18 protein-coding genes are annotated in these 16,757 nt (G+C 61.4%); 6 read left to right on the plus strand and 12 right to left on the minus strand.

The genetic code is table 11. From position 1 onward, the window contains the following. Nucleotides 1-15 precede the first annotated feature (15 nt). A complete protein-coding gene (gene glnK, locus ACKWJN_RS10915) occupies nt 16-354 on the plus strand; it encodes a P-II family nitrogen regulator (RefSeq protein ID WP_408596824.1) in 339 nt (112 codons plus the stop codon). 37 nt (nt 355-391) lie between these two features. Further along, nucleotides 392-1,873 (plus strand): ammonium transporter, encoded by a 1,482-nt coding sequence (locus ACKWJN_RS10920; protein ID WP_408596825.1) that lies wholly within the window; start codon nt 392-394, stop codon nt 1,871-1,873. Nucleotides 1,874-1,987: 114 nt separating this feature from the next. Here the strand turns inward: ACKWJN_RS10920 and ACKWJN_RS10925 are convergent, their stop codons facing one another. After that, complete coding sequence (locus ACKWJN_RS10925) at nt 1,988-2,416, minus strand: gamma-glutamylcyclotransferase family protein (protein ID WP_408596827.1); 429 nt, start codon at nt 2,414-2,416, stop codon at nt 1,988-1,990. Nucleotides 2,417-2,487: 71 nt separating this feature from the next. Here ACKWJN_RS10925 and ACKWJN_RS10930 point away from each other — a divergent pair, with 71 nt between their 5' ends. From ACKWJN_RS10930 to glcF, 3 genes are read left to right on the plus strand one after another with little or no spacing between them, the layout of a single operon-like run. After that, nucleotides 2,488-3,243 (plus strand): AraC family transcriptional regulator, encoded by a 756-nt coding sequence (locus tag ACKWJN_RS10930; protein ID WP_408596829.1) that lies wholly within the window; start codon nt 2,488-2,490, stop codon nt 3,241-3,243. A gap of 55 nt (nt 3,244-3,298) precedes the next feature. Next, entirely contained in the window at nt 3,299-4,459 is a 1,161-nt protein-coding gene (glcE, locus tag ACKWJN_RS10935) for a glycolate oxidase subunit GlcE (protein ID WP_408596831.1), read from the plus strand. Nucleotides 4,460-4,475: 16 nt separating this feature from the next. Beyond that, nucleotides 4,476-5,708, plus strand: coding sequence for a glycolate oxidase subunit GlcF (gene glcF / locus ACKWJN_RS10940; RefSeq protein WP_408596833.1), 1,233 nt, complete (start codon nt 4,476-4,478; stop codon nt 5,706-5,708). Nucleotides 5,709-5,720: 12 nt separating this feature from the next. Here the strand turns inward: glcF and ACKWJN_RS10945 are convergent, their stop codons facing one another. From ACKWJN_RS10945 to lplT, 3 genes are read right to left on the minus strand one after another with little or no spacing between them, the layout of a single operon-like run. Next, complete coding sequence (locus tag ACKWJN_RS10945) at nt 5,721-6,215, minus strand: glutathione peroxidase (protein WP_408596834.1); 495 nt, start codon at nt 6,213-6,215, stop codon at nt 5,721-5,723. Nucleotides 6,216-6,239: 24 nt separating this feature from the next. Continuing rightward, nucleotides 6,240-7,154 carry a DMT family transporter gene (locus ACKWJN_RS10950; protein ID WP_408596836.1) on the minus strand — a complete coding sequence of 305 codons (915 nt, stop codon included), beginning with the start codon at nt 7,152-7,154 and terminating at the stop codon, nt 6,240-6,242. Between the two features lies 1 nt (nt 7,155). Continuing rightward, nucleotides 7,156-8,463: a lysophospholipid transporter LplT gene (lplT, locus tag ACKWJN_RS10955; protein ID WP_408596838.1), complete on the minus strand. Its 1,308-nt coding sequence runs from the start codon at nt 8,461-8,463 to the stop codon at nt 7,156-7,158. Between the two features lie 103 nt (nt 8,464-8,566). On the opposite strand from lplT, the gene alr reads away from it, so the two are divergent. After that, entirely contained in the window at nt 8,567-9,661 is a 1,095-nt protein-coding gene (gene alr, locus ACKWJN_RS10960; RefSeq protein ID WP_408596840.1) for an alanine racemase, read from the plus strand. A 113-nt stretch (nt 9,662-9,774) separates the two neighbouring features. On the opposite strand, the gene ACKWJN_RS10965 is transcribed toward alr, so the two are convergent. Genes ACKWJN_RS10965 through ACKWJN_RS11000 form a run of 8 tightly spaced genes read right to left on the minus strand, consistent with a single transcriptional unit; the run spans nt 9,775 to nt 16,728 of the window. Further along, the gene (locus tag ACKWJN_RS10965; protein WP_408596842.1) at nt 9,775-10,773 is read right to left on the minus strand and encodes a 2-dehydropantoate 2-reductase; all 999 of its coding nucleotides are present in this window, start codon (nt 10,771-10,773) and stop codon (nt 9,775-9,777) included. After that, complete coding sequence (locus ACKWJN_RS10970; RefSeq protein ID WP_408596844.1) at nt 10,773-11,531, minus strand: class II aldolase/adducin family protein; 759 nt, start codon at nt 11,529-11,531, stop codon at nt 10,773-10,775. Before ACKWJN_RS10970 ends, ACKWJN_RS10965 begins: the two co-directional genes overlap by 1 nt. A 10-nt stretch (nt 11,532-11,541) precedes the next feature. Further along, nucleotides 11,542-12,363 carry an aldolase/citrate lyase family protein gene (locus ACKWJN_RS10975; protein WP_408596846.1) on the minus strand — a complete coding sequence of 274 codons (822 nt, stop codon included), beginning with the start codon at nt 12,361-12,363 and terminating at the stop codon, nt 11,542-11,544. A 46-nt stretch (nt 12,364-12,409) separates the two neighbouring features. Further along, nucleotides 12,410-12,817 carry a 5-carboxymethyl-2-hydroxymuconate isomerase gene (locus ACKWJN_RS10980; protein ID WP_408596848.1) on the minus strand — a complete coding sequence of 136 codons (408 nt, stop codon included), beginning with the start codon at nt 12,815-12,817 and terminating at the stop codon, nt 12,410-12,412. A 27-nt stretch (nt 12,818-12,844) separates the two neighbouring features. Beyond that, on the minus strand, nt 12,845-13,768 hold the full coding sequence (gene hpaD, locus ACKWJN_RS10985) for a 3,4-dihydroxyphenylacetate 2,3-dioxygenase (RefSeq protein ID WP_408596850.1): 924 nt from the start codon (nt 13,766-13,768) through the stop codon (nt 12,845-12,847). Then, nucleotides 13,768-15,240: a 5-carboxymethyl-2-hydroxymuconate semialdehyde dehydrogenase gene (hpaE, locus tag ACKWJN_RS10990; protein ID WP_408596852.1), complete on the minus strand. Its 1,473-nt coding sequence runs from the start codon at nt 15,238-15,240 to the stop codon at nt 13,768-13,770. The genes hpaD and hpaE overlap by 1 nt, the downstream gene beginning before the upstream one ends. A 22-nt stretch (nt 15,241-15,262) precedes the next feature. After that, nucleotides 15,263-16,042, minus strand: a complete 780-nt coding sequence (locus tag ACKWJN_RS10995; protein WP_408596854.1) for a fumarylacetoacetate hydrolase family protein — start codon at nt 16,040-16,042, stop codon at nt 15,263-15,265. After that, nucleotides 16,039-16,728 (minus strand): fumarylacetoacetate hydrolase family protein, encoded by a 690-nt coding sequence (locus ACKWJN_RS11000; RefSeq protein WP_408596856.1) that lies wholly within the window; start codon nt 16,726-16,728, stop codon nt 16,039-16,041. The genes ACKWJN_RS10995 and ACKWJN_RS11000 overlap by 4 nt, the downstream gene beginning before the upstream one ends. Nucleotides 16,729-16,757 lie beyond the last annotated feature (29 nt).

Consider the following 16,757-nt stretch of genomic DNA (forward strand, 5'->3'; position numbering starts at 1 on the left):
TCTCTAGGAGCAACCATGAAACTCATCACCGCCATCATCAAGCCGTTCAAGTTGGACGAGGTCCGTGAGGCCTTGTCGCAAATTGGCGTGCAAGGTATCACTGTCACAGAAGTCAAAGGCTTCGGCCGTCAAAAAGGCCACACCGAGTTGTACCGCGGTGCCGAGTACGTGGTTGACTTCTTGCCCAAGGTCAAGATCGAAGCCGCTGTGGCTTCGGAGCACGTCGACCGTGCCATCGAAGCCATCGAGGCCTCAGCCCGCACCGGCAAGATCGGCGACGGCAAGATTTTTGTCTATGACCTCGAACAAGTGGTTCGCATCCGCACCGGCGAAACCGGTCCTGAAGCCCTTTGATCGTGTCGCACAGACGCCCTTTTTGAAAGACCCCATCATGAAAAAACTGCTTGCCTCCCTCGCCCTTGGGCTGGGCCTGCTGCTTGGCGGCTCTGCCGTCATGGCACAAACCGCAGCACCTGCTGCCCCCGTTGCTGAAGCCAAGGCCACGGCGCCTGCGGCTGCCACGGCTGCTGCCCCCGCAGCGGCTGAAGCGGCTCCTGCACCTGTGCCCAACAAAGGCGACACCGCTTGGATGACCGTGGCCACCGTGCTCGTGATTTTGATGACCATTCCTGGCTTGGCTTTGTTCTATGGCGGTTTGGTCCGCAGCAAGAACATGCTGTCCGTGCTGATGCAGGTGTTTGTGGTGACCTCCTTGATTTACGTCTTGTGGGTGATCTACGGTTACAGCTTGACCTTCTCGGCGGGCAACCCCTTCATTGGCAGCTTGGACAAGTTGTTCTTCAAAGGCATCACGCCTGACTCCATTGCTGCCACGTTCAGCAAAGGCGTCGTGATTCCTGAGTTGACCTTCGCTGCCTTCCAAGCCACCTTTGCGGCCATCACCTGCACCTTGATCGTGGGTGCTTTCGCTGAGCGCGCCCGCTTCTCTGCTGTGTTGTTGTTCTGCGCTTTGTGGTTCACCTTCAGCTACATGCCAGTGGCCCACATGGTTTGGTATTGGGACGGCCCCGATGCGATCACTGACGCTGCTTCTTTGGAAACCGTGACGGCTGCTGCTGGCTGGTTGTGGGCCAAAGGCGCACTCGACTTCGCAGGCGGTACGGTGGTGCACATCAACGCCGCTGTGGCTGGCTTGGTGGGCGCTTATGTGATCGGCAAGCGCACGGGTTATGGCAAAGAGTCGATGGCACCTCACAGCCTGACCTTGACCATGGTGGGCGCATCGCTACTGTGGGTGGGTTGGTTCGGCTTCAACGCAGGTTCTAACCTGGAAGCCAACGGCGTGACCGCTCTGGCCTTCATGAACACCTTGGTGGCAACTGCTGCTGCCACCTTGAGCTGGATCACCGGTGAGTCCTTGTCCAAAGGCAAAGCCTCCATGTTGGGTGCTGCGTCTGGTGCTGTGGCCGGTTTGGTGGCCATCACCCCAGCGTGCGGTTTCGTGGGCCCCATGGGCGCCATCGTGATCGGTTTGCTGGCTGGCTTCTTGTGCCTGTGGGGTGTCAATGGCCTCAAGCGCATGCTCGGTGCGGACGACTCGCTCGACGTGTTTGGCGTCCACGGCGTGGGCGGTATCGTGGGTGCTTTGTTGACCGGTGTGTTTGCTGCGCCTTCTTTGGGCGGCACGGGCATCTTCGACTACGTGGCCAATGCGGTGAGCCCTGAGTACTCGATCTCAGGTCAGGTGTGGATTCAGTTCCAAGCCGTGATCACCACCATCGTGTGGTCGGCTGTGGTGTCTTACATCGCCTACAAATTGGTGGACTTGGTCTTGGGTCTGCGTGTCTCTGAAGAAGAAGAGCGCGAAGGCTTGGACATCAGCTCACACGGCGAAACGGCCTACCACCGTTAATCCATCCAGGTTTATTTCAAGTTTTCCTTGGACTTTGAGCCCGCCTACCCGGCGGGCTTTTTTTATGGCGTCTCAAAAGCGGGGTCTATCAGGGCATGGAATGGCCCTCCATGGTCAAGCGTCATCTGCTCTGAACTTTTCAAGACGCGCGATGTAGTGTGGCGGCAATCCGCGTAGGTGCGCTGCTTCGATCAAGCGCTCAAGGTAAGCGGGGTCAGGACGCTGGTTTCTCCGACTCGGGGGGATGAAGCACAAGGCAGGCAACCAGCGCGAATCATTCACTGTTAACAAAACCGCTTCAGGTAAGAAAACACCCACGCCGTTGGCGCCGTACAAGCGATCAAGTTGTGCGTGTGAAGCACGGATCAATATGCCATACACACAAGCGAAGGGATGCGGATAAAGATTGGCATGCGGATCGAGTGCAATGTCGTAGCCATTCAATGTCGCAACTTCGAACGTTGCAGGATGAACGTCGGACTTTGCCAAGACATCCGGGCGCATGAAGCTACCGTAAAAGAAAACAGAAACCAAACTTGACATGAACAGCCCCATGAGTGGATGTCGCGCTATCCTAAGAAGTCCCGATCTATCCCAACCGCCAATCAATGTCGATGTCACGCCAAACGACACTCACGTGGAAGGTGCTCGCCAAAACGCACTGGCGCGGTCGTGTGTTGGCTCAACACACGCACAGCAAGAACCAGCTGCTATTTGCCACCCAAGGGGTGATGCAAGTGACCACGGATGAGGGTCAATGGACGGTCCCACCTCTGCGCGCACTTTGGATTCAAGCTGGCGTGGCGCACGCTGTGACGGCGCTCTCGGACACTGAAATGCGGACAGTTTATTTTTCGCACCACGTGTGTGTGTTGGATACGGACCAAGTGCATCTGGTCCTCACAAGTGAATTGACACGCGCGCTGATCTTGGCGCTGTTCGACCCCCAGCACCTTGCCGCAACACAGGAATTGATGGCCCAACTTCTGCACCAGCTGGTGGCCAGCTGTGAAGAGCCTCGCTGCTACCTCCCTTTGCCGCGCGACCCCAAACTCATGAAGGCAGCTGCAAGGCTGATGAACCACCGTCAGTGGGACGCGCCGCTGATGACAGTTGCAGCCCAGGTTGGCATGAGCGAACGCAGCTTCACACGGCATTTCAGGACTGAGGTGGGCTGCAGTTTTCGACAATGGCGTCAAAGGGCGCGCATTGTGGGTACTTTGGATCGCTTGGTGACGGGTGACCCCGTCAAACAACTCGCGGTCCTGGCCGGCTTTGCGAATGCTTCGGCCTACATAGCCGCATTCAAAGAAGTCGTGGGATGTACCCCCACCCAATTCGTAGAACAGGGCAAACATGGGCATGGCTGATTTTTGATGACCTTGTGTAAAAAATTCAAACCCTCGCGTGCAGCCTGCCGCTAACATGCCAGCCATGCAAGCGACCCTGCACTATTTCTCCGAGCGCTTACGCAGCGCATCCAGCAACGCCGCGCCGCTGCGCCTTCGCGGGGGTGGCAGCAAAGACTTTTATGGCCAAACGCTGCAAGGTGAGGTGCTGGACACCCGCGCTTACCGTGGCATCTTGAGCTACGAGCCCAGCGAGTTGGTGATCACCGTGCGTGCCGGTACACCGATGGTTGAAGTGCAGGCCGCCTTGGCCGAACAAGGGCAGTGCCTGCCGTTTGAACCCCCGCAATTTGGCGCGTCCACCGTGGGTGGCATGGTGGCTTCGGGGTTGGCCGGTCCCGCCCGCGCCAGTGTGGGCACGGTGCGCGACTTTGTGCTGGGCCTGCGCATGCTCAATGGCCAAGGGCAAGACCTGACGTTTGGCGGCCAAGTGATGAAGAACGTGGCCGGCTATGACGTGTCGCGCTTGTTGGCGGGGAGCTTGGGGCAGTTGGGCTTGATCACCGAGGTGTCCTTGAAAGTGTTGCCTGTGGCGCCCGGCGAAGCCACGCTGCAGTGTGCCGGCGTGACACAGGCCCAAGCCTTGGGCTTGCTCAACCAATGGGGCGGACAGCCCTTGCCGCTCAATGCCAGCGCTTGGGTGCGTGATGACACGCTCGAACCGGCACAAGATTGTTTGTATGTCCGCCTGCGTGGCGCCGTGGCGGCGGTTGAGGCGGCGGTGCTCAAGATGACGGCGCAAGTGCAAGCCTTGGGTGCGACCGTCACGCGCTTGGACAAGGCCCAAGCCGCAGCCGATTGGCGGGCCAGTGGCGAGCAAACTTTGCCATTCTTCACGTTGCGTCCTGCGCCCGACCTGTGCTTGTGGCGTCTGTCGGTGCCGCAAACAGCGCCCGTACTGGACGTGACCTCGCTGGGCATTCAAGACCGCTTCTACATCGAGTGGCATGGCGCACAACGCTGGTTGTGGGCCCGTGCGTCGCAGGCGGGGGCCTTGCGGGCTTTGGCGCACCCGTTGGGCGGCCACGCGGTGTTGTTCAGAACCAGCACCTTGCACGGTGACGCAGACAAAGCCGTGGGCGTGTTTTCTCCGCTGGACGCGGTGCAACAGCGCGTCCAAAACCAACTCAAAAAACAATTTGATCCAGCGGGTATCTTGAACCCCGGGCGCATCTGAAAGCGGGCCATCCACCATGCAAACCCACCTTGCCCCCGAATACCAAGACACGCCAGAAGGTCGTGAGGCCGAAGCGATTTTGCGCAAATGCGTGCATTGCGGTTTTTGCACCGCCACCTGTCCCACCTACCAATTGCTCGGCGATGAGTTGGATGGCCCTCGGGGGCGCATCTACCTGATGAAACAAGTGTTGGAGGGCGCAACGCCCACCCGCAAAACTCAGCTGCACTTGGACCGTTGCTTGACCTGCCGCAACTGCGAAAGCACCTGTCCCAGTGGCGTGCAATACGGCCATTTGGTGGACATCGGCCGCCAGCTGGTCGACGCCAAAGTGCCCCGCCCCTTGGGTGAGCAGGCGCTGCGCTGGGTGCTCAAAGAGGGCTTGACCTCGGCCTTGTTTGCGCCCGCCATGAAACTGGGTCAAGCGGTGCGCGACGTCTTGCCTGCTGCGCTGCGCGCCAAAGTGCCGGCCCCTCAAACGGCGGGGGTCTGGCCCACGCAGCGCCATGCACGCCAAGTGCTCATGCTGGCAGGCTGTGTGCAACCTGCCATGTTGCCCAACATCAACAGTGCCACGGCACGCGTGTTGGATGCAGCGGGCATTCAAACCCTGGTGATACCCCAAGCGGGTTGCTGCGGCGCGGTGAAGTTCCACCTCAACGACCACGAAGGCGGCAAAGCCCACATGCGCGCCAACATCGATGCTTGGTGGCCCTATGTGGTGCAAGGCGTGGAAGCGATTGTGATGAACGCGTCGGGCTGCGGCGTCATGGTGAAAGACTACGGCCATGTGTTGCGCGATGACCCAGACTATGCGGACAAAGCCCTGCGCATCAGCGCGCTCACCCGCGACTTGAGTGAGCTGTTGCCTGAGCTGGTGCCTGTGCTCAAGCCCAAACTCAATGCCGCCACATTGGCCAAGGCGGGCTTGCAAGCGTTCCATCCACCTTGCACCTTGCAGCATGGCATGCAACTCAAAGGCGGGGTCGAGAAGCACTTGACCGATTTGGGCTTTGCGGTGCAGGTGGCTTCGGTTGAATCGCATCTGTGTTGCGGCTCGGCAGGGACTTACTCGGTGCTCAACCCCAAGCTCGCCTACACCTTGCGAGACCGCAAACTGGGCCACTTGGACGCCCTACAACCGCAGGCCATCTTGAGTGCCAATGTCGGATGCATCACCCATTTGCAAAGTGGCACCGAGCTGCCCGTCAAGCACTGGGTCGAGGTGTTGGACCAAGCGCTGGCTTGACCTCGGGTTGCCTTATGCGGCGGCAGCCAACGCTTGTTCAATGTCGTTGGCCAACTTGGCCGGGGCGTCGATGGACGCAAAGCGTTGCAGCACGTGGCCATCGCGACCGACCAGAAATTTGGTGAAGTTCCATTTGATCGCTTCACTCCCCAACAACCCTGGGGCTTGTGATTTGAGCCACTGAAACAATGGATGCGCTTGCTCACCGTTGACTTCCACCTTGGCCATCATGTCAAAGCTCACGCCGTAGTTCTTTTGGCAAAAAGCTCCAATCTCGGTGTTGCTGCCTGGGTCTTGCGCGCCAAACTGGTTGCAAGGAAAGCCCAGGACCGTCAGCCCCTGGTCCTTGTAGCGTTGGTGCAGGGCTTCTAGGCCGGCAAATTGTGGGGTGAACCCACAGGCGCTGGCGGTGTTGACGATCAGCAGCACCCGTCCTTGCAAGTCAGACAGTGCCAAGGGTGTGCCGTCAATGCGATCGGCAGTGAAGTGGGTCAGTGGGTGGGTCATGGAAGCATCCTTTCAAGAGGCCATTCACAGCGTGGGTTCGCTGGGCAACGGCGAGCCTCCATTGTGCGGGTTGTGGGCTTGGGACGCGAGCAAAGCCGCCAACACGATGAGGCCCCCACCCAGTGCAACTTGCCAGGTCAGCGTTGACGCCCCCAGGCTCACCGACGACACGCTGGCAAACACCACCTCGGCGAGCATGACCATCGAGGTGGTGTGCGCACTCAAGCGGGCGGCGCCATATTGCAGCACCAAGTTGCCGATCAAAAAAGCCAAGGTCAGCAGCAAGACCCAAGGCCACCAAGCTGCGACATGCCACACCACCACTGGCAAGATACCGGTCGATTGCGCTGCTGCTGCACACAGCAGTGCCATCAGCGCGCCGCCACCAAACATCGCCACCATGCGGGACGATTCAGGGGTGTGCTGCAAGCGCAGCAGCAACACATTGGTCAGGGCAAAGCACAAACCAGCCAGCAAAGCCAGCACATCGGCCAGAGACTCCACCACAGGCCAGGGCGCATCGGGTGTTTTGAGCACCAGCACCACCCCGCCTAAGGCCAAGACCATGCGTGCCAGCGCCGCCGCCGTGGGCCGTTCGCCCAACAACCACCAGGCCAACAACAGCGACCACGTGGGCATCAGATAAAACAGCAACACCACACGCACCACATCGCCCGTGGTCACGGCCCAATTGAAGCCGACATTGGTCAGCCCGGAGGCCACCAGCAGCCACCACAGTTCGGGGTGATGTTGGAAGCCTTGCCAAGCCGAGGGCCGCCACAACGTGATGCCGATCCAAGCGGTGGTGAACACACAGGCGGTGGTCCACAGGGGGTGCAATCCGTCGGCATGCAATTGACGCAAAGGCCACCATGACAAGCCCCACACCAAGGCATTCAAGCCCAGGGCCAAAACGGGCAGCAGACGGGGGTGGTTCACCTCAGCCGTGCAAGTCGTCGTTGCGCGCGATGTGCATCAGGCGCGCCAACTCTTCGCGGTGTTTGACGTGGTTGGACGCATGCCAGAGTTTGATCAGCCACATCACATAAGCCACCAGCACGCCAAACGCGGTGATCGCACCAAAGGCGCTCAAACCCATGCTGGTGAAGAAGGTGTACAGGCCACCCAAGATCAAGATGCAGAGTTGCTCATTGAGGTTTTGCACCGCAATCGAACGCCCAGCGCCCATCAGGTTGTGGCCACGGTGCTGCAACAAGGCATTCATCGGCACCACCAAAAAGCCGCCCAAACCACCCAGCACGATCAAGAACGGCACCGCAACCCACAAGTTGTCGATGAAGTTCATGGCAATCACACACACGCCCATCAAGATGCCCAGTGGCATCAGGCGGGTGGCGTGGTCCAGACGCATCTTCATCGACGCGGCCACCGCGCCCACCGCCGTGCCAATCGCCACCACGCCCACCAAGCTCGAAGCCTGGGTGGTGGTGTAGCCCAAGGCCGCGGCACTCCAGGCCAGCACAATGTAGCGCAGGTTGCCACTCACGCCCCAAAACAAGGTGGTGGTGGCCAGAGAAATTTGGCCCAGCTTGTCGTGCCACAGGCGTTGGTTGCAATGCCAAAAATCTGGGATCAACGCCCACAGATTGCGTGCCATGCTTTTCTCGGGGTCCAGGCGCATGGGCATGAGGGCCGCGCCGGTCAAGGGAATGCGGGTGTTGAACCAAGCGGCCAGCGCGTAAATCAACACCAGCAAGCAAATGGCGGCTTCGGCGGGCGTGTCGATGCCGGTGGTGATGAAGGGCACATCCAAGGACAGCAAGGTGCTCGACAGCGAATGGCCGACCAACTGCCCGCCCAACAGCACGCCCAAGATGATGGAGGCGATCGTCAAGCCCTCGATCCAGCCATTGGCCTTGACCAATTGTGAGGACGGCAACAACTCGGTCAAGATGCCGTACTTGGCGGGTGAATAAGCGGCAGCGCCCAAGCCCACCACGGCATACGCGGCCAGCGGGTGCACACCCACCAACATCATCAAGCAGCCAATCACTTTGATGCCGTTGCTCATCAGCATCACCTGGCCTTTGGGCTGTGAGTCGGCAAAAGCCCCCACGAAGGGCGCCAGCACCACATAAAACAACGCAAACATGGGCACCAAGGCCGCGCGCTGCCATTCGGCCGCGCCATCGGCCTTGAGGAGTTCAACCGCGGTGACAAACAACGCGTTGTCGGCCAACGAACTGAAAAACTGGGCCGACATGATGGTGTAGAAACCGCGCTTCATGAAACATGTGCACGCCAGTGCCCCAAGCACTTGGCATGCGAACTCCTCTTTCTTATAACTCGCAACACTTTGGTTATATCACGCGGGTGCCACAATATTGACCATGCCCCGCCCGATACACGCCTTCGTTCACACCCAAGCCCTTCGCCACAACTTGCAGCAAGTGCGTTTGTCAGCACCTGATGCGCGGGTCTGGGCGGTGGTCAAAGCCAATGCCTACGGCCATGGCATTGAGCGTGTTTTTGAGGGGCTGCGGGGTGCGGATGGCTTTGCCCTGCTGGATTTGGACGAGGCCCAACGCGTGCGCGCTTTGGGTTGGCGCGGCCCGGTCTGGCTGTTAGAAGGCGTTTTTGACGCCCGCGACTTGGAACTGTGTTCGCGCTTGGATGTGTGGCACACGGTGCATTGCGACGAACAAATCGACATGCTCAGCCGGCATAAAACGCAGGTGCCGCACCGGGTCTTTCTCAAAATGAACAGCGGCATGAACCGTTTGGGTTTCACGCCCTTGCGCTTTCGTTCGGCGTGGAATCGCTTGAACCAGCTGCCGCAAGTGGAAGAAATTTCTTTCGTCACCCACTTCAGCGATGCCGATGGCCCGCGAGGCGTGGCCGACCAAATGGCGGTCTTTGCCCGTGCCACCCAAGACCTGCCGGGCGAGCGCAGCACCGCCAACAGCGCGGCTTCGCTGCGCCACGCGCATGCGCCTGAAGTGGCCGCCGACTGGGTGCGCCCTGGCATCGTGCTCTATGGCAGCGCGCCCGACTTTCCTGAGCACGACCTGGCGCACTGGAATGTGCAGCCCACCCAAAGCTTGCGCAGCCAAGTCATTGCGATGCAAGACTTGCAAGCTGGCGACAGCGTGGGCTATGGCTCCACCTACACAGCGGACAGGGCATTGCGCATGGGCGTGGTGGCGTGCGGTTATGCCGATGGCTACCCACGCCACTGCCTCACGGGCACGCCGGTGTTGGTGGACGGGGTGCGCACCCGCACCTTGGGGCGCGTGAGCATGGACATGTTGGCGGTCGATCTCACGCCTTGCCCGCAAGCAGGCTTTGGCAGCGAAGTGACCTTGTGGGGACGCGCCTCCAGTGGCGCCGTGCTGCCCATCGACGAGGTGGCCCAGGCCGCAGGCACCGTGGGGTACGAGCTGATGTGTGCGGTGAGTGCGCGCGTTGGTTTTCAAGTCGACTGAGGCACGCGCGTGCCCTTGCGTCACCTGCTGCTGGCCTTGCTGCCAATGGCTGTTTGGGACTGATTGATGGCAGGCTTGGCGCTCAATGTGTTGTGGCCGCGCTGGCGCGCCCGTCACGCACCAGAGGCTGGGTAAAGCCCCAAGCCCTGCGCTTGCAAACGCGCCAAGCCCATCAGGGCGTCGGTGAAGGGCGTGGCCACGCCGGTGATCTGACCCAACTCGTGCACGGCGCCCACCAGTGCATCAAGCTCCACCGCGCGGTGGGCTTGCACGTCTTGCAACATCGAGGTTTTGAAGGCGCCAAGTTTGCGCGTGACCGCATGGCGGTCGTCGGGCGATTGCTCAATGGCCAGGCCTATCTGAGCGCCAATGTCTTTGGCCTCCAGCATCACGCTCGAAATGAACTGGCGCACCAGAGGGTCCGCCAGAATTTTGTCCGTGGTGGCCCCGGTCAGCGCGCTCACCGGATTCACGCTCATATTGCCCCAGAGCTTGTACCAAACGTCTTTTTGAATGTGAGGCGACAGACTCGCATCAAAGCCCGCTTGGGCCAGCAGCGCCTGCAGGGCTTGGGCACGCTCGCTCAGCGCCCCCGAGGGCTCGCCCACGATCAAACCATTGCCAAAATGGTGTTGCACCAGCCCCGGCGATGGCACCGAACAACTCCCGTGCACCACCCCTCCGATGACGTGGGGCGCAGGAATGGCGCGCGCAATGCTGCCATCGGCGTCCACGCTGGCCAGCGGTGTGTTGGCATGTCGACCCCCAAACTGCTGCAAAAACCACCAGGGAACGCCGTTCATGGCCGTCAGCACCACCGTGTGTGGCCCGATCAGCGGCGCAATCTGACGCGCCACCTCGGGCAAGGCCGGTGCTTTGACCGCCACCACCACCAAGTCTTGCACGCCCAATTCAGCAGGCTGTGCGCTCACCTGCGCAGCCACGGTGTGGGTGGCGTCGCCGCTGCGCAAGCGCAGACCGTGTTGTTGCAGCGCCCGCAGGGTGTCGCCCCGTGCCACCACCGACAACTGCACGCCGGGCAGCTGCCCCACGCGTGCGCCAATCCAACCACCAATGGCGCCTGCGCCATACATGCATACCTTGGAAAACATCATTGCCGGTACCCCGCGTCGATGCGGTCCACCTGACGCACCAAGGCCTCAAACACATCCACCCCAGCGCCCCCATGCTGGCGGTCGAATTGCAGCGAGTCGCGGGTGCACTTGGCGGCCACGGCTTCGGGCACGGCAATGGGCGCGCCCATGCTCAGCGTGGCGAGTTGGATTTCGCAGGCGCGTTGCAGCGTCCACAAAATCGCAAAAGTTTCGGGCACTGAGTGGCCCCAAGCCAGCAGGCCATGGTTGCGCAAAATCACGGCTTGCTTGTGGCCAATGCTGTGCAACACACGAGGCCCCTCGTCGGCATGGATGGTGATGCCTTCAAAGTCGTGGTACGCCACCATGTCGTGCAGCTGCGCCGAATAAAAATTGCTTTGCGACAGACCACCTTGCAAGCTGGCCACGGCCACCCCAGCGGTGGTGTGGGTGTGCATCACGCAATGCGCGCCGTCAATGCCGCCGTGCAAGGTGGCATGCACCACAAAGCCTGCGGGGTTGACGCGGTGTGTGGAGCCGTCCAGCACCTCGCCTTGCAGGTTGATCTTCACCAAGTTGCTGGCTGTGACCTCGCTGTAGTGCAGGCCAAACGGGTTGATCAAAAACTGCTTGTCGTCCCCGCTCACACTGTGCGGCAAGCGCACGGTGAGGTGGTTGTAAATCATCTCGGTCCAGCCCAGCATGGCGAACACGCGGTAGCAAGCCGCCAGCTCGACGCGGGCGGTCCATTCGTCGGGGTGAAAACGTTGGCTCATGATGGCTCGCTCAGTACACCTGGCCTTTGGTGCTGGCAGGCGCTGCAGCGCCCAAGCCCTCTTTGTATTTGGCCACCAGCGCCGAGGTTTGGCGCGCCAAGATCATGCTGTCCACGCCCACCGCCACAAACAAGGCACCGAGTGCCAGGTACTGACGCGCCAAGGTTTCGTCACCCATCAAGATGCCTGGCGCTTTGCCCGCTTGGCGAATGCGCGCGATCGCGTCCACGATGGCGGCTTGCACGTCGGGGTGGGTTTGGTTGCCGATGTGCCCCATGGAAGCCGACAAATCGGCGGGGCCGATGAACACCCCATCCACGCCCGGTGTGGCGGCAATCGCGTCGAGGTTCTTGAGCGCTTCGCGCGTTTCAGCCTGCACCAGGACACAGATTTGCGCGTTGGCTTCTTTGCCGTAGTTGGGGTAGCGCCCCCAGCGCGAGGCGCGCGTGCCTGCCATGCCTCGGATGCCACCTTGGCCATCGTCTTGTGGGTAGCGGCTGGCCTGCACAATCGCGGCCGCTTGTTCTGCGGTGTCCACCATGGGCACCAGCAACGTGGTGGCGCCCAAGTCCAGCACTTGTTTGATCAAGGCCGGGTCGTGGTGCGGAATGCGCACCACCGGGTGCGAGTTGGGGTAGGCCGCCACGGTTTGCAACTGGGCCAAGAGGGTGGTCAGGTCGTTGGGGCCGTGCTCGCCATCGATCACCAGCCAGTCAAAACCGGCACCTGCGCAGATGTCGGTGGTGACGGCGTTGCCCAGCCCCATCCACAACCCAATTTGCGCTTGTTTGTGGTGGAGTGCTTGTTTGAAAAGGTTGGTAGGAGTTTGCATGGTGACCTTGTGAGGTGAAGAAAAGAAGGATGGACGTGAGGGGGGTTCAAGTGCTGGGCGCGAACAGCGGGTGCAGGTTGCCAATGCGCCCATCGAACACGGGCAGGCCCACGTCGATTTGCAAGGTGATGCCCACATGGCGGCGCGTCAACAGATCGGCAAAGTGGGCTTTGGCGGCGGCGAGCAAAAGTTGGCCCGCATGGTGTTGGGCCGCCTCGCTGCGGCCTTTGCCCATGCGCAAGTTCAGATACACAAAGCCATGGTCGCCGCTGCCGTCGGCCACGGCGTAATGCGCCGCTGGGTAGGCGAACACACGCACCCCGCCGGTCGGAAACACGCGCTCGCCCGCTTCGTCGCGCACCGTGAGCATGGTGTCGGCCAAGCGGCGACACAGCTGGGTCATGTCGGTCTCGTGGTCGAGTTGGCCGGTGTAGAGGATGACGAGGTGTGGCATGGGCGTGCAAACAAAAGACGGTGGATCTTACAAACGGCCAAACGCTTGGTAGGCATGGGCGGCACTGGCTTGTGCGGCGGGGATGCGTGAGCCGTCTTGGGGGGTGACGGGAAACACGGCGTTGATTTGCCCCGTGCCCGAAGCGCCAAAGTAAGGGGTGATGACCTCGGCTGCGCCGTCGTAGCCCGACCAACCCAAGGCACCCAACAGCATGGCGGTGTCGTGCATGAAGCCTTCGCCATGGCCTTTGCTCGCGTACTCGGGCAGCATCTCGCAAAACGCCGCCCATTCGCCCATCTGCCACATGCGGATGACTTGTGCGTCGAGCTTTTCCAACAGAGGGCTCCAAATTTTGAAAGCGAACTCAGGCGCCAGTCCGTTTTGTGCGAAGCGGTGGCTCAGCGAACCGCTGGCCAAAAACGCCACCCGGCCGTCGTAGTGCTGCTCCACCGCCTGGCGCATGGCCCAGCCCAGGCGCGCGCTGTCATTCAAGTAATGCGCCATGCACAGGGCCGACACCGACACCACCTTGAAGTGCTGGTCGGCATTCATGTAGCGCAGCGGCACCAGCGTGCCGTATTCAGGGGCCAAGGTGGTGGCATCGTGGGCCAAAGTTTCCACCCCGTGCTCGTTGCACACGCGCGCCAGCAAGTGCCCCAACGCCGGATTGCCGGGCGACTCAAAGGCCATGTTGCTGATGAAGTGTGGCAACTCGTTGCTGGTGTACTGGCCTTTGAAATGGGGCGCGCAGTTGAGGTGGTAATTCGCATTCACCAACCAGTGGGTGTCAAACACCACCAGCGTGTCCACGCCCAGGGCGCGGCAACGGCGGCTGATGTCTTGGTGTCCCGCAATGGCGTCTTGGCGCGTGCCGTGGCGTGGGCCTGGCAACTCGCTCAGGTACATGCTGGGCACGTGGGTGATCTTGGCGGCGAGGGCGAGCTGTCCCATCACACGCCCCAATGCGGAATGTGGTGGCTGCCCATCGACACCGCCACGTTTTTGGGTTCGCAAAACACCTCGTAACTCCAGGTGCCGCCTTCGCGTCCGGTGCCGCTGGCTTTGGTGCCCCCAAAGGGCTGGCGCAAATCGCGCACGTTTTGGCTGTTCACAAAGCACATGCCCGCTTCCACCGCAGCGGCCACGCGGTGGGCGCGGCCAATGTTCTCGGTCCACACATAGCTGCTCAGGCCGTAGGCAATGTCGTTGGCCAGGGCAATGGCATGCGCTTCGTCTTTGAACGGAATCAGGCAGGCCACGGGGCCAAAAATTTCGTCTTGCGCGATCTTCATGCGGTTGTCCACATTGGCAAACACCGTGGGCCACACATAGTTGCCGCGTGCCACGTGGGCGGGCAGTTCAGGCGCATACGAAGGGCGGTCGAGCCCGCCGCACAGCAGTGTGGCGCCTTCTTTGGGGCCGAGGTCGATGTAGCTGCGCACCTTGGCCAAATGGGCTTGGCTGATCATCGGGCCCACCACCGTGGCTTCATCCAGCGGGTCGCCCACGCGGATGCGCTTGGCGCGTTCGGTGAACTGGGCCACAAAGTCGGCGTAGATGCTTTGCTGTACCAAGATGCGGCTGCCCGCCGTGCAGCGCTCACCGTTATTGGAGAAGATCATGAACACGGCCGCGTCCATGGCGCGCTCGAGGTCGGCGTCTTCAAACACCACAAAGGGCGACTTGCCGCCCAGCTCCATGCTGAATTTTTTCAGGCCGGCGGTTTGCACAATGCGGTTGCCGGTGGCGGTGGAGCCGGTGAACGAAATGGCGCGCACATCGGGGTGCGCCACCAGCGGTTCGCCCGCATCTTTGCCGTAACCGTGGACCAAGTTCAGCACGCCGGGGGGCACGCCAGCTTCCAGCGCCAACTCGCCCAAGCGTGCGGCGCTCATGGGCGAGAGCTCGCTCATCTTGAGCACCGCTGTGTTGCCAAACGCCAAACACGGCGCCACCTTCCAGGTGGCGGTCATGAAGGGCACGTTCCATGGGCTGATCAGCGCGCACACGCCCACCGGGTGAAACAGCGTGTAGTTCAGGTGGGTCGGGGTGGGGTAGGTGTGGCCATCGACCCGCGTGCACATTTCGGCAAAGTACGAAAAGTTGTCCGCCGCACGCGGCACCAGTTGCTTGCCGGTTTGGGCAATCACCTGGCCGCAGTCTTGGGTTTCGGTCTGGGCGATCTCGGGCACGTGCTGGGTGATCAGCTCGCCCAAACGGCGCATCACCTTGGCGCGTTCGGGTGCGGGCGTGTTGGCCCATTTGGGAAAGGCGGCTTTGGCGGCGGCCACTGCTGCGTTGACTTCGGCCTCGCCCCCGCTGGCCACTTCGGCCAACACCTCTTGGGTCGCGGGGTTGAGGGTTTCAAAGCGCGGGCCGTGGCTCACCGATTGGCCGTTGATGAGGTGGTCGATGGTCTTCATGGCTGTCTCCAAATATGGGGTGTTACAGGCGCGCTGGTGCCGCTGCGATGGTGTTGGTGAGCGCGCCAAGGCCTTCGATTTCGGTCACGATCACATCGCCCGGCTGGCAGTCCACCACGCCGTCGGGCGTGCCGGTCAAGATCAGGTCCCCGGGGTAGAGCGTCATGAACTCGCTGAGGTATTCGATCAAGGTGGGCACATCAAAAATCATGTCGCGGGTGTTGCCGCGTTGTGTGACCTGGCCATTCACCGTGGTTTGCAGCGCCAAATTCGACGGGTCGCCATGGTCACGGTGCAGCGAGGTGGCATCGACCCGCCACGGCCCCAGCGGTGTGCAGGTGTCGCGGTTTTTCACCCGCATGTTGGGGCGGTACCAGTTCTCTAAGTAATCGCGGATGGCGTAGTCGTTGGCCACGCTGTAGCCACCCACAAAGTCGTAGGCATCGCTGCGGCGCACCCGCTTGGCGGTTTTGCCGATCACCACCGCCAGCTCGCACTCGTAGTGCATGAACGTCACTTCATTGGGCCGCAGCGTGTGTTCGTGGTGGCCGATCAACCCAGCCTCGCCTTTGACAAACACCAAGGGCTCTTTGGGTGGTTCTTTGAAGGCCAGCTCTTTGGCGTGGTCGGCATAGTTCAAGCCCAGCGCCAGCACCGTGCGCGGGCGCGCCACCGGGGCCAAGGGCGGCAGCCAGCGCACCGCGTCAAAAGCCACGCAGCGTCCATCGTCGAGCAGCAGCTGGCCGTCGCGCTCGGTGGCGTCGTGGGTCTGGTGTTGGTAGATCACGCGTGCGTGTTTCATGCCACAGCTCCGATCAAGTGGTGGCGCAAGACGCCTAAGCCCGGCACGCCGGGTGCATCAATTTCCACCACGTCGCCCACCACGGCATGCGGTCGGTGTCCGGACTCAGGGCCGTCGTGGCAAATGTCTAGGCCCAGCATCAGCACATCCCCGGCTTGCAAGGTCATGAACTCGCCCACATCGGCCAACAGCTGGGGCAACCGGCGGCGCATCTGGCCGAGCTGCACCGTTTGGCGCAGCGTGCCGTTGATGCGCACTTGCAGCGTGATGGCGTGGGGGGCGGGCAAATCAACCGCAGGCAACAGCTGGGCGCCCACCCCTAAAAACCCATCGATGCATTTGTATTTCACGGGCGGGCGGTAAAAGCCTTGCTCGGCCACGCTGTGCGGCACCGACAGGTCGTTGAGCAACACATAGCCGCGCAGCGCGCCTTCCTCGCTGAGCACCACGCCGAGCGTGGCGCCGATCTCCACCGCACTCACGTGAGAGGGCACGGCGATGGCATGTTCGCTCAAGGTCCAGGTGTTGGCGGTCTTGATGTAAAGCACCGGCGCTTTGGGCGGCGCTTGGTAGGGCGCGTTGCTCATCAGGGGGGCGGCCACTTGCCATTCGGCCTGGCTGTTGAGCAAGACGCCGTAGACCGTGCCATGGATGGGCAGGTCGGGGGAGGGGATGTGGGCGGTCATAGGTCTGGGGTGTGAAGGGTGGGCGGCGT

The sequence above is a fragment of the Limnohabitans sp. genome, assembly GCF_046052825.1.
GTDB lineage: Bacteria > Pseudomonadota > Gammaproteobacteria > Burkholderiales > Burkholderiaceae_C > Limnohabitans.

Bases quoted from the DNA above. Each gene is read 5' to 3' on its own strand.
- glnK (WP_408596824.1), top strand. From the start codon at position 16: ATGAAACTCATCACCGCCATCATCAAGCCGTTCAAGTTGGACGAGGTC.
- ACKWJN_RS10920 (WP_408596825.1), top strand. From the start codon at position 392: ATGAAAAAACTGCTTGCCTCCCTCGCCCTTGGGCTGGGCCTGCTGCTT.
- ACKWJN_RS10925 (WP_408596827.1), bottom strand. From the start codon at position 2,416: ATGTCAAGTTTGGTTTCTGTTTTCTTTTACGGTAGCTTCATGCGCCCG.
- ACKWJN_RS10930 (WP_408596829.1), top strand. From the start codon at position 2,488: ATGTCACGCCAAACGACACTCACGTGGAAGGTGCTCGCCAAAACGCAC.
- glcE (WP_408596831.1), top strand. From the start codon at position 3,299: ATGCCAGCCATGCAAGCGACCCTGCACTATTTCTCCGAGCGCTTACGC.
- glcF (WP_408596833.1), top strand. From the start codon at position 4,476: ATGCAAACCCACCTTGCCCCCGAATACCAAGACACGCCAGAAGGTCGT.
- ACKWJN_RS10945 (WP_408596834.1), bottom strand. From the start codon at position 6,215: ATGACCCACCCACTGACCCACTTCACTGCCGATCGCATTGACGGCACA.
- lplT (WP_408596838.1), bottom strand. From the start codon at position 8,463: ATGAAGCGCGGTTTCTACACCATCATGTCGGCCCAGTTTTTCAGTTCG.
- alr (WP_408596840.1), top strand. From the start codon at position 8,567: ATGCCCCGCCCGATACACGCCTTCGTTCACACCCAAGCCCTTCGCCAC.
- ACKWJN_RS10965 (WP_408596842.1), bottom strand. From the start codon at position 10,773: ATGTTTTCCAAGGTATGCATGTATGGCGCAGGCGCCATTGGTGGTTGG.
- ACKWJN_RS10970 (WP_408596844.1), bottom strand. From the start codon at position 11,531: ATGAGCCAACGTTTTCACCCCGACGAATGGACCGCCCGCGTCGAGCTG.
- ACKWJN_RS10975 (WP_408596846.1), bottom strand. From the start codon at position 12,363: ATGCAAACTCCTACCAACCTTTTCAAACAAGCACTCCACCACAAACAA.
- ACKWJN_RS10980 (WP_408596848.1), bottom strand. From the start codon at position 12,817: ATGCCACACCTCGTCATCCTCTACACCGGCCAACTCGACCACGAGACC.
- hpaD (WP_408596850.1), bottom strand. From the start codon at position 13,768: ATGGGACAGCTCGCCCTCGCCGCCAAGATCACCCACGTGCCCAGCATG.
- hpaE (WP_408596852.1), bottom strand. From the start codon at position 15,240: ATGAAGACCATCGACCACCTCATCAACGGCCAATCGGTGAGCCACGGC.
- ACKWJN_RS10995 (WP_408596854.1), bottom strand. From the start codon at position 16,042: ATGAAACACGCACGCGTGATCTACCAACACCAGACCCACGACGCCACC.
- ACKWJN_RS11000 (WP_408596856.1), bottom strand. From the start codon at position 16,728: ATGACCGCCCACATCCCCTCCCCCGACCTGCCCATCCATGGCACGGTC.